The organism is Bradyrhizobium erythrophlei, assembly GCF_042430365.1.
Lineage (GTDB): Bacteria > Pseudomonadota > Alphaproteobacteria > Rhizobiales > Xanthobacteraceae > Bradyrhizobium > Bradyrhizobium erythrophlei.
Map to the genome: position 1 here is coordinate 1 of NZ_JBHMET010000089.1, position 17,530 is coordinate 17,530.

Sequence of the window (17,530 nt, forward strand, 5' to 3'; positions counted from 1 at the left end):
AAGACCGCCGCCAACAAACGACGCCCTCTTGACACCTCACACCCCATACAAGGATGACGGACAGAAAGCTCACCCCTTCCGGTTCCTCGCATTCACCGCGATGGCTGCTGCCGCCGTCCGGTTCTCCACGCCGAGCTTCGAATAAATCTGCTCGAGATGCTTATCCACGGTCCGCGGGCTCAGGCCCAGGATCTGCGCGATGTCGCGGTTGGTCTTGCCCTTGGAGAGCCAGGACAGCACCTCGCCCTCGCGGGTGGTGAGGCCGAGTTCAGAGGAGAATTCAGCCGGCATGTCGCCGCTGGTGTCCTTGGCGAGCCGTAGCAGGAATTCGTTGGGGCCGAGCTTGCCCATATATTGCAGGCGAAGCTGTTCGTTGCCGGGGAACGACGCCATGGTCGCGGTCTTGGTCCCCGATTTGCCTTTCTGCGCCTGGTCGAGCCATTGCGGCATCGGGTCGGGCAGCGCGAAATCCTCGGTGTCGGCTAGCGTGTCGGACAGCAGCCTTTGCGCCTGCGGCGTCGCCCATAAGAGCTTGCCCGCGCTGTTGACCGCAAGCAAATAGCGGCCGGAGACGTCGAGCGCGGCACGCGCGCTCTGGGTCATGCGCGCGTTGGCGAGATGGACGCGGATGCGCGCCAGCATTTCCTCGACCACGATCGGTTTTGTCACATAGTCGACGCCGCCGGCCTCCAGCCCGCGCACGATGTGCTCGGTCTCGGCCAGCCCCGTCATGAAGATGATCGGCACGCCGTCGAGCCCGGCGTCGCGCTTCAGCCGCCGGCAGGTCTCGAAGCCGTCCATGCCCGGCATCACCGCGTCGAGCAGCACGATGTCAGGCGTGATCTGGTCGACGATCCGCATCGCGGAGGCGCCGTCGAGCGCCACCATCACGGTCATGCCGGCGCCGTCGAGCGCGTCGGTAAGCAGACGGAGCGTTTCGGGAGAGTCGTCGACGACGAGCGCGACGTCGCGCTTCTTTTGTTCAATGGTCATAGCTGTGCAATGTCTTCAACGTCGCCATGTATTGGTCGAGATCGAACCGATCGATCAGCGCGCGCATCTGCGCGACGAAATCGGCATGTTCGGGGTGGTCATTGCCGATCTCGTCGAGCTTGAGCTGGATCGCCCTGATATAGCCGAGTTGCCCGAGGCCGATCAGCTCCTCGACATATTTCACCGGCGGCCGCGCGCCGGTGTCCGGCTTCCATTGCGGGGGCGCGACCGGCTCGGCCTCGTATTGCCATTCGATCCTGAGCAATTGGCGGATGGTTTCGAGCAAGCGCGGAATATCGATCGGCTTCATCAGGTAGCCGTCGTGGAACGGCTGCGCCAGCGGCGCACCGTGCGCCTCCAGCGCGCTCGCCGAGATCATCAGGATGCGCGCCTGGTGATGGCCGGCTGCGCGCAAGGTCTCGGCCACAGTCCAGCCGTCCATGCCGGCCATGGAGATGTCGAGCAGGAACAAATCGGGCCGGCAATGCTGCGCCAGCGCGAGGCAACCCGGCCCGTCGGGCGCGCTAAGCAGGATGAAGCCGAGCGGCGCCAGCACCTCGCGCAGGAGGTCGCGGTGGGTCGGATCGTCGTCGGTGATCAGGATGGTCTTGCGCGGGCCGTGATAGCCATAGACGGTCGCGTCGACCGGAGCCTCCCGGCGCGGATTGGTGACCTCGGAGAGCAACAGCTTGACGCGGAACGTGGAGCCGGCGCCGACGGTCGAGGTCACCTTGATGTCGCCGCCCATCACGCCCGCGAGCAGGCGGCTGATGGTTAGCCCGAGCCCGGTGCCGGTCTGCGGCTGCGCAACGCCGAGCGCGCCGCGCTCGAACGGCGCGAAGATGCGTTCGAGATCGTCGGGCTGGATGCCTGGTCCGGTGTCGGTCACCTCGAACTCGGCGACCGGACTGCGATAATGCACGATGAATTGCACGAGCCCGGTCTGCGTGAACTTGATCGCGTTCGACAGCAGGTTGATCAGGATCTGCCGCAGCCGTTTCTCGTCGGCATAAACCACGAGCGGCAGCACCGCCGGCCGCTTGAACACGAAGTCGATGCCCTTGGCCGCGGCCTGCAGGCGGAACATGCCGACGAGCTGGTCGAGGAAATCGCTCAGGCGCACCTCGTCGCGGGAGAGATAGAGGCGGCCGGCCTCGATCTTGGAGATGTCGAGGATGCCGTCGATCAGCCCGGACAAATGGTCGGCGCTGCGGCGGACCACGCGGACCTGATCGCGTGGCCGCGCCTGCAAGCTGGTGTCCTGCTCCAGCAGTTGCGCATAGCCGGATATGGCGTTTAGCGGCGAGCGCAGCTCATGGCTTAAGCCCACGACATAGCGGCTCTTGGCGAGGTTGGCTGATTCCGCGACCTCCTTGGCGCGCTGCAGCTCGGCGTCGGTGCGCTTGTGGGCGTCGATCTCCTGGATCAGCAGCGTGGTCTGCCGCCGCGTTTCGGCCTCTGCCGCGCGCCGGCTCTGCTGCGCCAGGACGAACAGCCACGCCACCACGCCGATGATGAGGATCAGCGCAAAGAACACCTTCCGCAGCACGTCGGCGAGCAGCTCGTCGGCGTGCACGGTCGCCGATGTCTGCAGATAGATCAGGCCGAGCACCAGCCCGACGAGGCCGGCGGAGACCGCGAACACGCCGAGGTAATGGCCGAGCTGCGAGTTGATGCGGGCGTAGATCGGCTGCGGCATCAGCTTGCCCAAGGTCTCCGCCACCTGCGCGCCGATCCGCGCATGCGGCTTGCAGAGGTCGTGGCAGCGCGCGTCGAGCGAACAGCACAGCGAGCAGATCGGGCCGGCATAGGCCGGGCAGGAGGCCATGTCCTCCGGCTCGAACGAGTGCTCGCAGATACAGCACTGGATCGATTCAATGTTCTGCCAGCTCCGCTTCGGCTTGCGCGCGATGTAATACTTGCCGTCGGTGGCCCAGGCGATCAGCGGTGCGGCGATGAAGGCGACCGCGAGCGCGACGAAGGCCGACAGCGCCTTCGCGGTCGGCCCGAACAGGCCGTAGAATGCGCTGATCGAGACGATGGTTGCGATCGTCATCGCGCCGACGCCGACCGGGTTGATGTCGCAGAGATGCGCGCGCTTGAACTCGATGTGCTGCGGGCGCAGGCCGAGCGGCTTGTTGATGACGAGGTCGGCGACCAGCGCGCCGACCCAGGCGATCGCGACGTTTGAATAGAGCGCGAGCGTCTGCTCCAGCGCCTTGTAGACGCCGATCTCCATCAACAGCAGCGCGACCACGACGTTGAACACCAGCCAGACCACGCGGCCGGGATGCGAGTGGGTGAGGCGGGAAAAGAAGTTCGACCAGGCGATCGAGCCGGCATAGGCGTTGGTGACGTTGATCTTGACCTGCGACAGGATGACGAAGGTGCCGGTCAGCGCCATCGCGAGATCCGGCTGCGACAGCACGTAGCGGAACGCCTCGAGATACATGTTCGCCGGCTCGGCGGCGTGCTCGGCGGGGACGCCGTGGCTCAGCGCGAAGAACGCGAGGAAGGAGCCCGCGAGCAGCTTCAGCGCACCGAGCACGATCCAGCCGGGCCCGGCGGAGAGCAGCGCGATCCACCAGGCCTTGCGCGAGGTGCGGCGGTCGCGCGGCAGGAAGCGCAGGAAATCGACCTGCTCGCCGATCTGCGCCACCAGCGCGAACACGACCGAGGCCGCAGTGCCGAACAGCAGGAGATCGAGATGGCCGCCGGCATCGCCATGCTCGCCGGCGAATGTGCGCCACTCCGCGAACGAATGCGGATTGGCCCAGGCGATCGCCGCGAACGGCATGATGTGGAGGATGACCCAGAGCGGCTGGGTCCAGAGCTGGAAGCGGCTGATCAGCGTGATGCCGTAGATCACGAGCGGGATGATTACGACTGCGCTGATCAGGTAGCCGATCGGCCGTGGGATGCCGAAGCACATGTCGAGCGCGCTCGCCAGGATCACGGCCTCGATCGCGAAGAAAATGAAGGTGAAGGAGGCGTAGATCAGCGAGGTGATGGTCGAGCCGATATAGCCGAAGCCGGCGCCGCGGGTCAGCAGGTCGATATCGATGCCGCATTTGGCGGCGTGATAGGCGATCGGCAGTCCGCACAGGAAGATGATGACGCTGACGACGAGGATCGCGGCGGATGCGTTCATCGCGCCGTAGTTCAGCGTGATGGTGCCGCCGATCGCCTCCAGCGCCAGGAAGGAGATCGCGCCGAGCGCAGTGTTGGCGACGCGGGCGGCCGACCAGCGCCGCGCGCTCTTGGCCGTGAAGCGCAGCGCATAGTCTTCCAGCGTCTGGTTCGCAACCCACTGGTTGTACTGGCGTCTGACGCGGTCGATCCGCTGCCGCCCTGCCACTGTGCCTAGCTCCTGATCCGGGATTGCCCGCGTTTGTTGCTGGCAAATCCCGTACCAGAACCTACGTCGCTATTTTGCGGTGCAGTATACGCGATCTCACGTATCAGTGCGCTGCACAAAACTGAGCAATCCTCGCCCCACCAATAAGCGTTGTCGAACCAATGGGGTGCTCATGTCAGACGTATCAAAACCAGGCCTGCAGTCTCCGCTCCGCCGCAAGCTCTTGATGGGAATGGCCGCGCTGCCGGCCGTCTCGATGTTGTCCCGTCCCTCATTCGCGGACGTTCCCGCAACCGCCGTGGTCAATACGACTGGTCTTGCAGTCACAGATAGTGAAGTGACCGTCGGCATCCTCCATTCCGTCACCGGCACCATGGCGATCTCGGAGACCGGGTCGGTGGAGGCCGAGAAGCTCGCGATCGAGCAGATCAACGCCGCCGGCGGCGTGCTCGGCCGCAAGATCAAGTTCATCCAGGAAGACGGCGCCAGCGACTGGCCGACCTTTGCGGAAAAGGCCAAGAAGCTCTTGGTCAACGACAAATGCGCGGCCGTGATGGGCTGCTGGACCTCGGCATCGCGCAAGGCCGTGCTGCCGGTGTTCGAGCAGTACAACGGCATGCTCTATTATCCGACCTTCTATGAGGGTCTCGAGCAGTCCAAGAACGTCATCTACACCGGCCAGGAGGCGACGCAGCAGATCATCGCCGGGCTCGACTGGGTGCAGAAGACCAAGGGTGCAAAAACCTTCTATCTGCTCGGCTCCGACTACATCTGGCCGCGCACCTCGAACAAGATCGCGCGCAAGCACATTGAGGGCCATCTGAAGGACTCCAAGGTCGTCGGCGAAGAATACTTCCCGCTCGGCTCGACCCAGTTCAACTCGGTCATCAACAAGATCAAGCTGACCAAGCCCGACGTGATCTACGCGATCATCGTCGGCGGCTCCAACGTCGCCTTCTACAAGCAGCTCAAGGCGGCCGGCATCGATCTGTCGAAGCAGACGCTGCTCACGATCTCGGTGACCGAGGACGAGATCGACGGCATAGGCGGCGAGAACATCGCCGGCGCCTATGCCTGCATGAAGTACTTCCAGTCGCTCGATAACGCCAACAACAAGGCCTTCGTGCCCGCCTTCAAGAAGATGTGGGGCGAGAAGACCGTGATCGGCGACGTCACCCAGGCCGCCTATCTCGGCCCGTGGCTCTGGAAGCTGACGGTGGAGAAGGCGGGAAGCTTCGACATCGACAAGGTCGCGGCGGCCTCGCCCGGCGTCGAGTTCAAGGGCGCGCCGGAAGGCTATGTCCGCATCCACGAGAACCATCATTTGTGGTCGAAGACCCGCGTCGGTCGCGCCAAGGCGGACGGCCAGTACGAGCTGATCTACGAGACCGCCGATCTCGTCGAGCCGGATCCGTTCCCCAAGGGCTACCAGTGAGAGCGCGCGCTTAAGGCGCGCTCCTCTCCCTCAACGCACCACGGCGTGGACGGCAGCGTCCACGCCCCTGATCAGGCGTCGCGGCATCGTCGCGACGCATGCTCCCGGAATGACGGAGGACCACATGTTCGGTGACTATTCGATCGGCGATCTCGGCGCCATCCTGGCGATGCAGGGATTTGCCGGGCTCATCCTGTTCTCCGTCTACGTGCTGATGGCACTGGGGCTCGCCATCATCTTCGGCCAGATGGGCGTTATCAACATGGCCCATGGCGAGTTCATGATTCTCGGCGCCTACGTCACCTGGATGACGTCGAACGCGGTCCAGCATGTCGCGCCCTGGCTGTTTCCCGGTTACTTCTTCATCGCGATGATCTTGGCGTTCATCGCCTCGGGCTCGCTCGGCATGCTGGTCGAGTGGGGGCTGATCCGTCATCTCTACAAGCGCCCGCTCGATACGCTGCTCGCGACCTGGGGGCTGAGCCTGATCCTGCAGCAAGCCTACCGCTCGATCTTCGGCGCCCGCGAGGTCGGCGTCGAGCTGCCGGAATGGATGATGGGCTCCTGGCAGGCGACCGACTCGATCCAGATCCCGATCAACGGCATGTTCGTGATGGCGCTGACCATCCTGATTACCATTGCAGTTGCGTATGTGCTGTTCTGGTCGAGCTGGGGCAAGCAGGTGCGCGCCGTGGTGCAGAACCGCGTGATGGCGGGCGCCGTCGGCATCAACACCGAGAAGGTCGACCGCTACACCTTCGGCCTCGGCTGCGGCATTGCGGGTATCGCCGGCTCAGCCTTCACCATGATCGGCTCGACCGGGCCGACCGCCGGCCAGCTCTACATCGTCGACACCTTCCTGGTCGTCGTGTTCGGCGGCGCCGCCTCACTGTTCGGCACCATCGCCTCCGCGTTCTCGATCTCACAGACGCAGTCGACGCTGGAGTTCTTCATGTCGGGATCGATGGCCAAGGTCATCACGCTGCTTGCGATCGTCGCGATCCTGATGATGCGTCCGCAGGGGCTCTTCGCGCTCAAGGTCCGCAAGTAGGAACAAGCAGGCTGGTCATGATCATCAACTCGCGCTTCTTCAATCACTCCGAACTGGTCGGCTTCCTTGCGCTCGCAGCTCTCCTGTTTGTGATCCTGCCGCTGTCGCTGGATATCTTCCGCCTCAACCTCGTCGCCAAATACCTGACCTACGCCTTCGTCGGCATCGGTCTCGTGCTGTGCTGGGGCTATGGCGGCATTCTGAGTCTGGGGCAGGGCGTGTTCTTCGGTCTCGGCGGCTATTGCATGGCGATGTATCTCAAGCTCGAGGCGTCGTCGGTTGCGAACACCAAGATCCAGTCGACGCCGGGCATTCCCGACTTCATGGACTGGAACCAGCTCACCGCGCTGCCGTTTTTCTGGAAGCCGTTCCACAGTTTCCCGGTCGCGCTGATCGCGATCATCCTGGTTCCCGCGATCTTCGCCTTCATCATCGGCGCCGCGATGTTCAAGCGCCGCGTCGGCGGCGTCTACTTCGCGATCATCACGCAGGCGATCGCGGCGATCATGACGATCCTGATCGTCGGCCAGCAGGGCTACACCGGCGGCATCAACGGGATCACCGACCTGCGCACGCTGCATGGCTGGGATATCCGCACCGATCACGCCAAGTACATCCTCTATTTCGTCGAGGTGGTATTGTTGTTCGGTTGCATCTTCGCCGCGCAGTTCATCCGTCTGACAAAACTCGGGCGCATCCTGGTTGCGATGAGGGAGCAGGAGGACCGCGTGCGTTTCTCCGGGTACAGCGTCGCCAACTTCAAGATCTTCGCCTTCTGCGCGGCTGCGGTGTTCGCCGCGATCGGCGGGGCGATGTTCACGCTCGAGGTCGGCTTCATGTCGCCGTCCTTCGTCGGCATCGTGCCGTCGATCGAGATGGTGATCTACACCGCGGTCGGCGGCCGGATGTCGATCTTCGGCGCAGTGTGGGGTTCGCTGCTCGTCAACTTCGCCAAGACCGGTCTCTCGGAATCCTTCCCGCAGCTCTGGCTGTTCGGGCTCGGCGCGCTGTTCATCGCGGTGGTGCTGGCCTTCCCGAACGGGCTCTCCGGCATCTGGGCCGATCACGTCCAGCCGCGCATCGATCGCCTGCTCGCGTCACGCAAACCGAAATCGGCGGCCGGCTACGTCGCCGACGGCGCACCGGCGGAATAAGGGGAGGCGATCATGTTCATCGGCCATCAGCCAAAGGACTTCCTGCTCGCCGTAAGCGGCCTCACCGTCTCCTTTGACGGCTTCAAGGCGGTCAACGATCTCTCCTTCTATGTCGAGGAGAACGAGATCCGCGTCATCATCGGCCCGAACGGTGCCGGCAAGACCACGGTGCTCGACCTGATCTGCGGCAAGACCCGGGCCACCTCGGGCTCGATCCAGTTTCGCGGCCAGGAGCTGACGAAGCTCCGCGAGAACGAGATCGTGCAGGCCGGTGTGGGGCGCAAGTTCCAGACGCCGTCGGTGTTCGAGGACCTCACCGTGTTCGAGAACCTCGAAATCTCCTTCCCGCGCGGCCGCACCGTGTTCGGCTCGCTGACCTTCCAGCGCGACGAGGCCGTCAAGCAGCGCGTCGAGGAGGTCGCCGAGATGATCTTCCTGAAGGATCGCCTCAACACCTCTGCCGACCAGCTCAGCCACGGCCAGAAGCAGTGGCTCGAGATCGGCATGCTGCTGATCCAGGACCCGGACCTGCTGATGCTCGACGAGCCCGTCGCCGGCATGAGCGTCAGTGAACGCGCCAAGACCGCCGAGCTGCTCAACCGCATCATCAAGGACCGCTCGGTGCTGGTGATCGAGCACGACATGAAGTTCGTCGAGGACATCGCCCACAAGGTCACGGTGCTGCATCAGGGGCAGATCCTGTCCGAGGGGACGATGGAGCACGTCAAGAACGATCCGAAGGTTGTTGAAGTTTATCTCGGCCATTGAGGGGCGCATCGATGCTGGCAATCTCCGATCTTCACGTCGCCTACGGCCAGAGCGAGGTGCTGCACGACCTCAACGTGTCAGTCGCGCCGAACGAGATCGTCGCGATCATGGGCCGCAACGGCATGGGCAAGACCACGCTGATGAAATCGCTGATGGGCATCCTGCCGGCCAGGAGCGGCAAGGTGACCATGGACGGCACCGAGCTCGGCGCCATGAAGAGCTACGAGCGGGTGGCAAAAGGCCTCGCCTATGTGCCGCAAGGCCGCATGATCTTCTCGACCATGACGGTGAAGGAGAATATCGAGACCGGGCTCGTCGTCTCCGGCGGTTCCGAAGTGCCCGGCGATATCTATGAGCTGTTTCCGGTGCTGTTGGAGATGAAGGGCCGCCGCGGCGGCAACCTCTCCGGCGGTCAGCAGCAGCAGCTCGCGATCGCGCGCGCGCTCGCGACCAAGCCGAAGGTGTTGCTGCTCGACGAGCCGACCGAAGGCATCCAGCCGTCGATCATCAAGGACATGGCGCGGACCTTGAAGCGCATCCGCGACGAGCGGGGCCTGTCGATCGTCGTCTCCGAGCAGGTGTTGAGCTTTGCGCTCGACATCGCCGACCGCGTGCTCGTCATCGAGAACGGCGAGATCGTCCGCGACGATCCGCGCAACAGCGTCGATGCCGCGCAGATCTCGAAATATTTGTCCGTCTGACCACAAACATTCACGCAGCTAGTAACCCAAGGGGAGCATCTCGATGCCAGAGACACTGATCAAGGTCGATCTCACCAAGTCGGCCTACGAAAACGACAAGGTCCATAATCGCTGGCATCCGGATATTCCGATCGTGGCGTGGGTCAATCCGGGCGACGACTTCATCATCGAGACGTATGACTGGACCGGCGGCTTCATCAAGAACAACGATTCCGCCGACGACGTGCGCGACATTGATCTCTCGATCGTGCACTTCCTGTCCGGCCCGATCGGCGTCAAGGGCGCCGAGCCCGGCGATCTGCTCGTGGTTGACCTGCTCGACGTCGGTCCCCTGAAGGAGAGCCTGTGGGGCTTCAACGGCTTCTTCTCCAAGCAGAATGGCGGCGGCTTTCTCACCGATCACTTCCCGCTGGCGCAGAAGTCGATCTGGGACATCAAGGGTCTCTACACCTCGTCGCGCCACGTGCCCGGAGTCAACTTCGCCGCCCTGATCCATCCCGGCCTGATCGGCTGTCTGCCCGATCCGAAGATGCTCGCGACCTGGAACGCGCGCGAGGCCGAGCTGATCGCGACCAACCCGACCCGCGTGCCGGGCCTTGCCAATCCGCCGTTTGCGCCGACCGCGCATGCCGGACAAGCCAGGGGCGACGTCAAGGCGAAAATCGGCCTCGAAGGCGCCCGCACCGTGCCGCCGCGCGAGCACGGCGGCAATTGCGACATCAAGGATCTCTCGCGCGGCTCGAAGATCTATTTCCCGGTCTATGTGCCCGGCGGCGGGCTGTCGATGGGCGACCTGCATTTCAGCCAGGGCGACGGCGAGATCACCTTCTGCGGTGCGATCGAGATGGCCGGCTGGCTGCATTTGAAGGTCGAAATCATCAAGGACGGCGTCGCGAAATACGGCATCAAGAACCCCGTGTTCAAGCCATCGCCGATCACGCCGAACTACAAGGACTATTTGATCTTCGAAGGCATCTCGGTGGATGAAGCCGGCAAGCAGCATTACCTCGACGTCCACATCGCCTATCGCCAGGCTTGTCTCAACGCGATCGAGTATCTGAAGAAGTTCGGCTATTCCGGCGCCCAGGCCTATTCGATCCTCGGCACCGCGCCGTGCCAGGGCCACATCTCCGGCGTGGTCGACGTGCCCAACGCCTGCGCCACGCTGTGGTTGCCGACGGAGATTTTTGACTTCGACATCATGCCGTCGTCGGCGGGTCCAGTGAAGCACATCAAGGGCGACGTGCAGATGCCGATCTCGCCGGACAAGTGATCCCTGCGCGAAGGGTGCGGGACGGCTGCGTTCCTGGCCGCCCCGCATCCATCGCCGGAGGCTCACGCACGAACGCGCAAGGATTGAAAATGCCCGTCTACGAATATCTCTGCAACGATTGCGGCCCGTTCACCGATATGCGGCCGATGGCCGAGTGCGACCTGCCGCAGGACTGCCCGCAATGCGAGGCGACGTCGCCGCGCGTCATCCTGACCGCGCCGGCGTTCTTCTGCATGCCCCAGGACAAGCGCAAGGCGCACGCCACCAATGAGCAGAGCCGCCATGCGCCGAAGACGCTCGATCAGTACAAGGCCGCGCACGCCCCCGGTTGCGGCTGCTGCTCGACCGGCAGGAAGAATCCGGCGCGGTTGACGACCAAGACGAAGAGCGGCGCCAAGGGCTTTCCAACCGCACGGCCCTGGATGATCAGCCACTGAAGTGTAGGTGGGTAAGGCGACAGCGCGCCCACCTTCACACGTGCGGCCAGAAGTGGTGGGCACGGCGCAATGCTCCCCGGCCTACCCTGTTCCCGGAGTTCCCTATCCAATATGGGGTTAACCCGCATGGGTTAATGCACGCTCCGTTGTCCGCAGAATTATGAGTCGGAATTCCGATTGTGCGGCCGTTAAAGTAAGTATTTAAGGTTGCCGTGCGGGGACAGCGTGCGCAATAGGAGGCCACCATGGGGCGGCTGTACCTCGGCATCACTGTTACCAGTACATACGCCCTCGTCACGATGGCGCTGATCCTGGCGTTTATGCGATAAGGCCGCCTCGGTTGGCGGCCTTCTGTTTTTGGCGCTTGTGGCGTTTACGCCATAATACCGCGCGTCTGGCCAATGCCGGCAACGCATACCCGATTCAACGCCCGCGCCGCGCTCGGCGCAGTTCATCCAAAAATGGGTATGTGAAACGTGCCAGCAGCGAGCGATGTCGCTGACCGCACGGATGGCATATAATCGGCATCGAGTTGCCAGTTGGACGTGCCGAAGTCTCCCTTTGATATCAAATGGCAACGACGCATGCCGTCGGCGGGCATCGATCTCGGCCCCGATATCGGGTCCATCCCAATCTTAAAGTGCATCTTCAGACAACCGTGATACGGAGGAGAAAATGCCTTTATTCGTCACCTATGCCTCATATTCCAACGCCGGCATCAAGGGCATCATGGACAAGCCGATCGATCGCACCGAAGCGATCAAGGCAGTCGTGGAGAAGGCAGGCGGCAAGCTCTTGGCCGCCTACATGACGACGGGGCCGCATGACGTCGTCGTCATCACCGAAATGCCCGATGGGTCAGACGCGGTCGCCGTCGGCATGGCCGCAAACGCGAGCGGCGCCGTGGCCAAGATCGAAACGGTACGCGCATGGACGCTCGGCGAATTCAAAGGCATTGCCGAGAAGGCGTCGCGCTATGCGACGGCATACGTTCCGCCGGGGCGTTGATCGCGCGGTAATGTAGGGTGGGCAAAGCGAAAGCGTGCCCACCTTAACGCGCACCGAACGAGAATGGTGGGCACGGCGCAAGCGCGCCTTCGCCCACTGTACATGCGCCTTTGCCGCGACATCGCCTCACACTTCCTTTATGGTCCGCGCGGCTTCCTTGGACGAACGAGGCGATCGTGCAAACAAGAAAATTCGGCGGAGGCGGCCCACAGGTCGCGCTGATTGGGCAGGGCACCTGGTATCTCGACCGCGCCGACCGCAAGGCCGCGGTCGCCGCGCTCAAGCGCGGCATAGATGCCGGCATGACCCATATCGACACCGCGCAGATGTATGGCGACGCCGAGCTCGTGATCGCGGATGCGATCGCGGGCCAGCGCGACAAGCTCTTTCTTGTCTCGAAGGTGCTGCCGAGCAACGCGTCGCGGCGCGGCACCATCGCCGCCTGCGAGCGCTCGCTGAAGCGGCTGAAGACCGATCGTCTCGATTGCTATCTCTTGCACTGGCGCGGCTCCTATCCGCTCGCCGACACCGTCGCGGCGTTCGACGAGTTGATCGCCGCCGGCAAGATCCGCTCCTGGGGTGTCAGCAATTTCGACGCCGACGATCTCGACGAGCTGCTCGATGTCGCGGGCGAGGGCGCGATCGCCTGCAACCAGGTGCTCTATCATCTCAAGGAGCGTGCGATCGAGCACGCGGTGATCCCCTGGTGCGAGGTGCACGGCGTCGCCGTCGTCGCCTATTCGCCGTTCGGCCACGATGATTTCCCGTCGCCATCGAGCAAAGGCGGCGCGCTGCTGCAATCGATCGCGGAGGCGCACAAGGCAACTCCGCGCCAGGTCGCGCTGAGCTTCCTCACGCGTGGTCCCGCGGTGTTCGCGATCCCGAAAGCGTCGCGTGCGGACCATGCGGACGAGAATGCCGCCGCGGGTGATCTGAAGCTCAGCGACGGCGATATCGCCGCGCTCGACAAGGCGTTTCCGCGCGGGCCGAAGCCGCGCGGATTGCCGATGCTGTAGGGGTGATGAGATTAAGTCGAATTGGCGACCGCGACGACACTGCGCTCCCTCCCCCGCAAGCGGGAGAGGTGAAACGAGTCTGCGGACAGATGATTCAACCCATCGCGCGCTAGCTTCACACAGTTCTTAACGAAATGTTTCAATCGCGGCCGCGCGCGGCCTGCGGCAGGCCGTCGCGTGCGCTGATGCATATCGGAGTCCCGTTTTCGGGCATTGTTCTTGCGGCGGAATTGGCGTTGTGTGGAATCTCGCAGATTCGCTTTGTTTTGCCCTCGAGATTGCCGTGACGCCGCCCCCCGCCGCAGCCGCTAGGCTGGACAGCGCACATTTGCCGTTGCCCGAAAAGAAGACCGCCGCTCGCAAGGCGCCCGCGCGCGCCGACCGGCCGTTCAAGGGCATCGCGCTGATCCTGCTGTCGACGGTGTTCCTGGGAACCTCCGACGTCACCGCGAAATATCTCTCGGCCACGCTGCCTTCGATCGAAATCACCTGGCTGCGCTTCCTGGTGTTCGCGCTGATCATGTCGCCGGCCATGATGCCCGGCTCGCCGCTGTTCGCGATGCAGACCAAGCGGCCGGGCCTGCATCTGTTGCGCGGTGCGACGCTGCTCGGCTCATCGCTGTTCTTCATCTCCGGGTTGCGCTTCCTGCCGATCGCGGAGGCCTCGGCCACCGGTTTCGTCGCGCCGCTGTTCGTCACCGCGCTGTCGATCGTCTTCCTCGGCGAGAAGGTTGGCTTGCGGCGCTGGATCGCGACCGCGGTCGGCCTCGTCGGCGTGCTGATCATCTTGCGGCCGGGCACCGGCGCGTTCCATCCGGCGGCGTTCTTCCCGCTGGTCTCGGCGCTGGCCTGGGCCTGCACGCTGATCATGACGCGGATGATGAGCGGCGGTGAACGCTCGCTCACCATCATGGCCTATTCGTCGATCGCGGGCGTTGCGATCCTCACCGCGCTGGTGCCGTTCGTCTGGGTCACGCCGACCTGGCACGACATCATGTTCGGCATCCTGATCGGCGTCGCCTCCACCGCGGGGCAGTGGATCGTCGTGCTCGCGTTCCGCTATGGCGATGCCTCGGTGCTTGCGCCGTTCTCCTACACACAATTGCTGTGGGTCAGCATCCTCGGCTTCCTGATCTTCGGCGAGGTGCCCGACCACTGGACTATCCTCGGCGCCGCCTTCATCGTCGCCTCCGGCCTCTACACCGCGCATCGCGAGCGGATGCGCCGCTCGCAATTGCTCAACGTTCCGGGCGAGCCGTCGCCGAACGCCTGACAGCGCGTATCCTTTTCGCCACAGCCGCCGGGAATCCTTGCAGCTGCAGGGCCGGCGCGGCGGATTATCCGCACCAGTGCACGGACTGAGAAGACGCCCGCAGCGAATTCGGACTGCGTACCGACAAATCGTTTGCGCCCGACGGCGGCGTGCTCACGCTGCGCGGCCGCGCCGCCTGGGACATAGGGTTAACGATGAGCGCGTGCCCTGCGACATCGTGCGCAGATTGCGAAGTCTGCCTTTGCTAGCGTTGCACGGGTACAACAGATGGCCCGGAAAGACTCCGTTTTCCCGTGTTCAAGCAAGGAATTAGCGACTGATTCCCAGGTCACCGGGGGACGCGCATGCTAGGTTGCAGGCTTTAGCGCCGCAGAGCGCGCGAGGTCATTGGGGCGGTAAGGTGCGTTTTCATTTGTTGTTTCGAGGCCGGCTGCAGCGCGGCGTCACGGCGCTGCCGTTCTGCGTCGCGGTCGCGGCAAGCCTGTTGCCGATGGGGTCGGCGCAAGCCCAGTTCTATACCTGGGCCGGCTCCGGCAGCACGTCTGCGACGTCGGACTACAACCTTGGATCCAACTGGTCCAATCCGCCCGCCGGCGCGCCGCCGACGACGAATGGCCAGGCAGCGATTTTCGACGCGACCGGATCGGCGTCGATCGGCGTGACCAGCACGGTCAAGCCCTATTCCTGGACCTTCACCGCGAACTCGCAATCCTATTCTGTGGGCGGCGCCGACATCAATTTCGGGTCGGGGGTCTGGGGTGTCTTCAACCTGGCCAATGCGGGCCAGTTCATTTCGATCGCCAACAACATTGGTGAATCGGCTCCCGGCGCCCAGGTCGGGCAACTCGGCGCGAGCACGCTGATCCTGTCCGGTAACAACACCTATTCCGGCGGGACGTTGATCGCGGCCGGCACGGTGCAGGTCACCAACAACAATTCGGTCGGGTCGGGCGCGGTGACGCTCGACGGCGGTGCGTTCCAGACCAATGGCGCCGGCGGCCTGACCTTCACCAACAATTTCAACGTCAATACCAATGGCGGCACCGTCGACAATAACGGCGTGATGCTGACGCTGTCGGGCATCATTGCCAACGGCAACGGCGCGACCGGCGTGCTGCAGGTGACCGATTCCAGCGGCGGCTTCGGCACCACGGTGCTGTCCGGCGTCAACACCTATGCCGGCGGCACCCTCGTCAGCGGCGCCACGCTGCGGGTCACCAACAACCAGTCGGTCGGCTTTGGTGCGGTGACGCTGGACCGCGGCACGTTCCAGGCCGTCGGCGCGAGCAGCCTGACCTTCACCAACGGTTTCAAGGTCAACACGGGCGGCGGCACGATCGACAGCAACGGCACGGTCTTGACGCTGTCGGGGGTGATCTCCAACGGCAACGGCGCCACCGGCGTGTTGCACTTGACGGATACGACCGGCGGAGGTGGCCTCACGGTGCTGTCGGGCGTCAACACCTATTCCGGTGGCACCAAGGTGACCGGCACCGCGGTGCAGGTGACCAACAACTCTTCGGTCGGCACAGGCACCGTCACGCTCGATAATGCGTTGTTCCTCGCCGATGGCCTGAGCAATCTGACCTTCAAGAATAATTTCAAGATCGACAGCAGCCTCAACGGCAGCGCGATCGACGCCAACGGCACGACGCTGACGATCGCCGGCAATATCAGCGACGGCATTGGCCACGGCAAGCTGACGGTGGCGGACAGCTCTGTCGCCGGTGGCGGCGCCGTGGTGCTGCTGGGCAACAACACCTATACCGGCGGCACGACGATCTGCGCCTGCGCGGCGCTGCAACTGGGCGATGCGACGCATACGGCCTCGCTCGTCGGCACCGTTGATGTCGAAGGCTTGTTCGGCATCGTTAACGCCAACACGGCGGGGATCACCAAAATCGTCAACGATGGCTTGCTTGGACAGGCCACCACGATGTTCCACAACGCCACCACGGCGGGGACCGCGACCATCGTCAACGTCAACGGCGGCCTCACGGTATTCCGCGACACCAGCTCCGCCGGCAATGCCGTCTTCAAGAACACCAACGGCGGCAGGGTGGTCTTTGGTGATGCGCTCGGTCCGCCCGGCGGCTCGGATGCCAGCACGGCGGGCAATGCGGTGATCGACAATTTCAGCGGGGGCGGTGCGGTGTTCCTGGCGCACACCAACGCCGGTCACGCCACCATCACGAACCACAGCAATGGTGGATCGACACTGTTCTTCGAGTCCGCGTCGGCCGCTTCCGCAATCATCGTCAACTCAGCTGGCGGCTTCACCGGCTTCTTCATGAACAGCACGGCGGGCAATGCGACGATCGACAACAGCAGCCTCACCTATTTCGGCACCTCCGGTTTCAGCCGGACGGAAGCGCCGACCGCGGGCAACGCGACGATTATCAACCGGTCCGGCGGCATCCTGATCTTCGACGCCTATGCGACGGGCGGCAACGCCACGATCACCACCGAAAGCGGCGCCAATGTCAGCTTTACCGGCAACTCGACCGGCGGCGCCGCGCAGTTCATTACCAACGGCTCCGGCTTTGTCGATTTCGGCGGCAGCGTCGGGCCGAACGGCGATCGCCGCATCACCGCGGGCTCGATTGCGGGTTCCGGCAGCTACTTCATCGGTGGTGGCAACACACTCGTGGTCGGCGGCAACAATCACTCGACAACGATGAGCGGCGTGATCGCCGACTTCAACCCGTGCGGCTGCGGCCCGTTGGGGGCGGGCAATCTGGAGAAGACCGGCAGCGGCACGCTGATCCTGTCGGGCACCAACACCTATACCGGCACCACCGCGGTCAATGGCGGTATCCTGCAGGTCGACGGTTCGATCGCGTCGTCTGGGCTCACCACCGTGAACGCGGGTGGCTTGCTCACCGGCGTCGGCACCGTCGGCAACACCACGATCGCGAGCGGCGGCATTTTCATGCCCGGCAACGGCACGCCGGGGAGCTTCACAACCGTCGCCGGCGGTATCAGCCCATCATCCTTCGTGAAGGCGCCGTTATCATAGGAGTTGCGGGGGGCAATCTCGCTTTCCAATCGGGCGCGCTCTAT

General features: G+C 63.8%; 13 protein-coding genes and 1 pseudogene. 12 read left to right on the plus strand and 2 right to left on the minus strand.

The window, feature by feature from the left end; genetic code table 11:
* Window positions 1–69: 69 nt before the first annotated feature.
* Complete coding sequence (locus ACFFWD_RS16015) at window positions 70–993, minus strand: response regulator (RefSeq protein ID WP_376966720.1); 924 nt, start codon at window positions 991–993, stop codon at window positions 70–72.
* Window positions 983–4,351, minus strand: coding sequence for a hybrid sensor histidine kinase/response regulator (locus ACFFWD_RS16020; RefSeq protein WP_376966722.1), 3,369 nt, complete (start codon window positions 4,349–4,351; stop codon window positions 983–985). The genes ACFFWD_RS16015 and ACFFWD_RS16020 overlap by 11 nt, the downstream gene beginning before the upstream one ends.
* 226 nt (window positions 4,352–4,577) lie before the next feature.
* Between ACFFWD_RS16020 and urtA the strand changes: the two genes are divergently transcribed.
* The 12 genes and pseudogenes from urtA to ACFFWD_RS16080 all read left to right on the plus strand — a co-directional run bounded on the left by urtA (window position 4,578) and on the right by ACFFWD_RS16080 (window position 17,486).
* Window positions 4,578–5,786 carry an urea ABC transporter substrate-binding protein gene (urtA, locus tag ACFFWD_RS16025; protein ID WP_376966834.1) on the plus strand — a complete coding sequence of 403 codons (1,209 nt, stop codon included), beginning with the start codon at window positions 4,578–4,580 and terminating at the stop codon, window positions 5,784–5,786.
* A gap of 124 nt (window positions 5,787–5,910) precedes the next feature.
* Window positions 5,911–6,837 carry an urea ABC transporter permease subunit UrtB gene (gene urtB / locus ACFFWD_RS16030; protein ID WP_376966724.1) on the plus strand — a complete coding sequence of 309 codons (927 nt, stop codon included), beginning with the start codon at window positions 5,911–5,913 and terminating at the stop codon, window positions 6,835–6,837.
* A 17-nt stretch (window positions 6,838–6,854) separates the two neighbouring features.
* The gene (gene urtC, locus ACFFWD_RS16035) at window positions 6,855–7,991 is read left to right on the plus strand and encodes an urea ABC transporter permease subunit UrtC (protein ID WP_376966726.1); all 1,137 of its coding nucleotides are present in this window, start codon (window positions 6,855–6,857) and stop codon (window positions 7,989–7,991) included.
* Window positions 7,992–8,003: 12 nt separating this feature from the next.
* Complete coding sequence (gene urtD, locus ACFFWD_RS16040; RefSeq protein ID WP_376966728.1) at window positions 8,004–8,759, plus strand: urea ABC transporter ATP-binding protein UrtD; 756 nt, start codon at window positions 8,004–8,006, stop codon at window positions 8,757–8,759.
* Between the two features lie 11 nt (window positions 8,760–8,770).
* On the plus strand, window positions 8,771–9,460 hold the full coding sequence (gene urtE / locus ACFFWD_RS16045) for an urea ABC transporter ATP-binding subunit UrtE (RefSeq protein ID WP_376966729.1): 690 nt from the start codon (window positions 8,771–8,773) through the stop codon (window positions 9,458–9,460).
* Window positions 9,461–9,503: 43 nt separating this feature from the next.
* Entirely contained in the window at window positions 9,504–10,733 is a 1,230-nt protein-coding gene (gene fmdA, locus ACFFWD_RS16050) for a formamidase (RefSeq protein ID WP_376966731.1), read from the plus strand.
* Between the two features lie 89 nt (window positions 10,734–10,822).
* Window positions 10,823–11,170 carry an FmdB family zinc ribbon protein gene (locus tag ACFFWD_RS16055; RefSeq protein ID WP_376966733.1) on the plus strand — a complete coding sequence of 116 codons (348 nt, stop codon included), beginning with the start codon at window positions 10,823–10,825 and terminating at the stop codon, window positions 11,168–11,170.
* Window positions 11,171–11,845: 675 nt separating this feature from the next.
* Complete coding sequence (locus tag ACFFWD_RS16060; protein ID WP_376966735.1) at window positions 11,846–12,178, plus strand: GYD domain-containing protein; 333 nt, start codon at window positions 11,846–11,848, stop codon at window positions 12,176–12,178.
* Window positions 12,179–12,354: 176 nt separating this feature from the next.
* Window positions 12,355–13,194 carry an aldo/keto reductase gene (locus tag ACFFWD_RS16065; RefSeq protein WP_376966737.1) on the plus strand — a complete coding sequence of 280 codons (840 nt, stop codon included), beginning with the start codon at window positions 12,355–12,357 and terminating at the stop codon, window positions 13,192–13,194.
* A gap of 283 nt (window positions 13,195–13,477) precedes the next feature.
* The gene (locus ACFFWD_RS16070) at window positions 13,478–14,467 is read left to right on the plus strand and encodes a DMT family transporter (protein ID WP_376966739.1); all 990 of its coding nucleotides are present in this window, start codon (window positions 13,478–13,480) and stop codon (window positions 14,465–14,467) included.
* 92 nt (window positions 14,468–14,559) lie between these two features.
* Window positions 14,560–14,646, plus strand: a pseudogene (locus tag ACFFWD_RS16075) (autotransporter outer membrane beta-barrel domain-containing protein); the annotation flags it as partial.
* A gap of 221 nt (window positions 14,647–14,867) precedes the next feature.
* Window positions 14,868–17,486, plus strand: a complete 2,619-nt coding sequence (locus ACFFWD_RS16080) for a beta strand repeat-containing protein (RefSeq protein WP_376966741.1) — start codon at window positions 14,868–14,870, stop codon at window positions 17,484–17,486.
* Window positions 17,487–17,530 lie beyond the last annotated feature (44 nt).